We start from the raw sequence: 3,543 nt of genomic DNA on the forward strand, positions 1-3,543 counted from the left end.
GGTCGTGGTCCGCCTGCTCGGTGGTCGCCGCGCCTGGCAGGAGGGCCTGGACGCGCTGCTGGCCGGCCCCCGCCCGGTGGTCGTGCTGACCGGTGAGCAGGCCCCCGACGCCCAGCTGATGGAGCTCTCCACCGTCCCGGCCGGCATCGCCGCCGAGGCGCACGCCTACCTGGCCCACGGCGGCGCGGCCAACCTGGCCGAGCTCGGCGCCTTCCTCTCCGACACCGTGCTGCTCACCGGCCACGGCTTCGCCCCGCCCGCCTCCGCCCCGGCCTGGGGCCCGCTGGAGCGCGAAGCCCGTACGGAGAGCGGCCCGACCATCGCGGTGCTCTACTACCGCGCCCACCACATGAGCGGCAACACCGCCTTCGTGGAGACCCTCTGCCGGGCGATCGAGGACCAGGGCGCCCGGGCCAGGGCCTACTACTGCGCCTCGCTGCGCGGCGCCGAGCCCGAGCTGCTGGCCGCGCTCGGCGAGGCCGACGCGATCGTCACCACCGTGCTCGCCGCCGGCGGCACCCGTCCGGCCGACGCCCAGGCCGGCGGGGACGAGGAGGCCTGGGACGCCGGAGCGCTGGCCGCCCTCGACCGCCCGATCCTCCAGGCGCTCTGCCTCACCTGGTCGCGCGCCCAGTGGGAGGCCAGCGACGACGGCCTGTCCCCGCTGGACACCGCCACCCAGATCGCCGTGCCCGAGTTCGACGGCCGGCTGATCAGCGTCCCGTTCTCCTTCAAGGAGCTGGACGAGGACGGCCTGACCGTCTACGCCGCCGACCCGGAGCGCGCCGCCCGCGTCGCCGGCACGGCCGTCAAGCACGCCCGGCTGCGGCACGTCCCGGCCGCCGAGCGCCGCCTCGCGCTGGTGCTGTCCGCCTACCCGACCAAGCACTCCCGGGTCGGCAACGCCGTCGGCCTGGACACCCCCGCCAGCGCGATGCGCCTGCTGGAGCGGCTGCGCGCGGACGGCATGGACCTCGGCTCCGACCTGCCCGGCTTCAACGCCCCCACCGACGGCGGCGAGGACGCCTCCCACGAGGGCGACGCCCTGATCCACGCCCTGATCGCGGCCGGCGGCTACGACCAGGACTGGCTCACCGAGGACCAGCTGGCCCGCAACCCGGTCCGCATCCCCGCCGCCGACTACCGCCGCTGGTACGCCACCCTCCCCCAGGGCCTGCGCGAGCAGGTCGAGCAGCACTGGGGACCGGCCCCCGGCGAGCTGTACGTGGACCGCTCGCAGAACCCGGACGGCGACATCGTGCTCGCCGCGATCCGCTCCGGGAACCTGCTGGTGCTCATCCAGCCGCCGCGCGGCTTCGGCGAGAACCCGGTCGCGATCTACCACGACCCGGACCTCCCGCCGAGCCACCACTACCTGGCCGCCTACCGCTGGATCCAGGCCGCCCAGGAGGACGGCGGCTTCGGCGCCGACGCCGTCATCCACCTCGGCAAGCACGGCAACCTGGAGTGGCTGCCCGGCAAGACCGCCGCGCTGTCCGCCGAGTGCGGCCCGGACGCCGTCCTCGGCGACCTCCCGCTGATCTACCCCTTCCTGGTCAACGACCCGGGCGAGGGCACCCAGGCCAAGCGCCGCGCCCACGCCACCCTGGTCGACCACCTCGTCCCGCCGATGGCCCGCGCCGACTCCTACGGCGACATCGCGCGGCTGGAGCAGCTGCTCGACGAGCACTCCAACATCGCCGCGATGGACCCGGCCAAGCTGCCCGCGATCCGCGCCCAGATCTGGACCCTGATCCAGGCCGCCAAGCTGGACCACGACCTCGGCCTGGACGAGCGCCCCGAGGACGACGGCTTCGACGACTTCCTGCTGCACGTCGACGGCTGGCTGTGCGAGGTCAAGGACGCCCAGATCCGCGACGGCCTGCACGTCCTCGGCCAGGCCCCGGCCGGCACCGACCGGGTCAACATCGTGCTCGCCATCCTGCGCGCCCGGCAGATCTGGGGCGGCGTCAGCGCGCTGCCCGGCCTGCGCGAGGCACTCGGCCTGGACGAGGCGGCCCTCACCCTCGGCGCCACCGACGCGGCCGAGGCGCAGGCCCGCGCCCTGGTCGAGGCGATGGAGGCCCAGGACTGGGCGCCCGAGGCGGTGGAGAAGGTCGCCGCCGAACTGCCCGAGGGCGTCCGCGGGGCCGTCGGCGAGGTGCTGACCTTCGCCGCCACCCAGGTGGTGCCGCGACTGGCCGCCACCACCGACGAGCTGGACGCCGTGCTGCACGCGCTCCACGGCGGCTTCGTCCCGGCCGGCCCGTCCGGCTCGCCGCTGCGCGGCCTGGTCAACGTGCTGCCGACCGGCCGCAACTTCTACTCCGTCGACCCGAAGGCCGTCCCCAGCAAGCTCGCCTGGGAGACCGGCCAGGCGCTCGCCTCCTCCCTGGTCGAGCGGTACACCGCCGACAACGACGGCGCCTACCCGCCCTCGGTCGGACTCTCGCTCTGGGGCACCAGCGCGATGCGCACCGCCGGCGACGACATCGCCGAGGCCTTCGCCCTGCTCGGCGTCCGCCCGGTCTGGGACGACGCCTCGCGCCGGGTCACCGGCCTGGAGCCGATCCCGCTCGACGAGCTCGGCCGCCCGCGCATCGACGTCACGCTGCGCATCTCCGGCTTCTTCCGGGACGCCTTCCCGCACGTGGTCGCCCTGCTGGACGACGCGGTGCGCCTGGCCGCCGCCCAGGAGGAGCCCGAGGCCGACAACTTCGTGCGCGCCCACGTCCAGGCCGACCTCGCCGTGCACGGCGACGAGCGCAAGGCCACCGTCCGCGTCTTCGGCTCCCGCCCGGGCACCTACGGCGCGGGCCTGCTCCAGCTGATCGACAGCCGGGACTGGCGCACCGACGCCGACCTCGCCGAGGTCTACACCGTCTGGGGCGGCTACGCGTACGGCCGCGGCCTGGACGGGCGCCCGGCGCGCGAGGAGATGGAGACCGCGTACAAGCGGATCACCGTCGCCGCGAAGAACACCGACACCCGCGAGCACGACATCGCCGACTCGGACGACTACTTCCAGTACCACGGCGGCATGGTGGCCACCGTGCGCGCCCTCACCGGCAAGGCCCCGACCGCCTACATCGGCGACTCGACCCGCCCGGAGACGGTCCGCACCCGCACCCTGACCGAGGAGGCCGCCCGCGTCTTCCGCGCCCGGGTGGTCAACCCGCGCTGGATCGAGGCGATGCGGCGCCACGGCTACAAGGGCGCCTTCGAGATGGCCGCGACGGTCGACTACCTGTTCGGCTACGACGCCACCACGGGCGTGGTCGCGGACTGGATGTACGAGAAGCTCACCCAGGAGTACGTCCTCGACCCGGTCAACCGCGAGTTCCTGGCGGGCGCCAACCCGTGGGCGCTGCACGGCATCAGCGAGCGCCTGCTGGAGGCGGCGAGCCGCGGCCTGTGGGAGCAGCCGGACCCGCAGCTGATCGAGCAGCTGCAGGCCGCGTTCCTGGAGACCGAGGGCGACCTGGAGGGCGACGAGGGCTGACGCCCTCCGACCGTACGGCGGCCGGCCGCGCTCCCTCGGGG

Annotated in this window: 1 protein-coding gene; it reads left to right on the plus strand. The window is 74.9% G+C overall.

What is annotated here, in order from left to right; translation table 11 throughout:
- Positions 1-3,502, plus strand: a 3,502-nt coding sequence (gene cobN / locus ACFXOZ_RS42300; protein ID WP_380595357.1) for a cobaltochelatase subunit CobN, incomplete at its 5' end; no start/stop codon positions are given.
- Positions 3,503-3,543: the final 41 nt, after the last annotated feature.

Source organism: Kitasatospora sp. NPDC059160 (assembly GCF_042755465.1).
Classification (GTDB): Bacteria; Actinomycetota; Actinomycetes; order Streptomycetales; family Streptomycetaceae; genus Kitasatospora.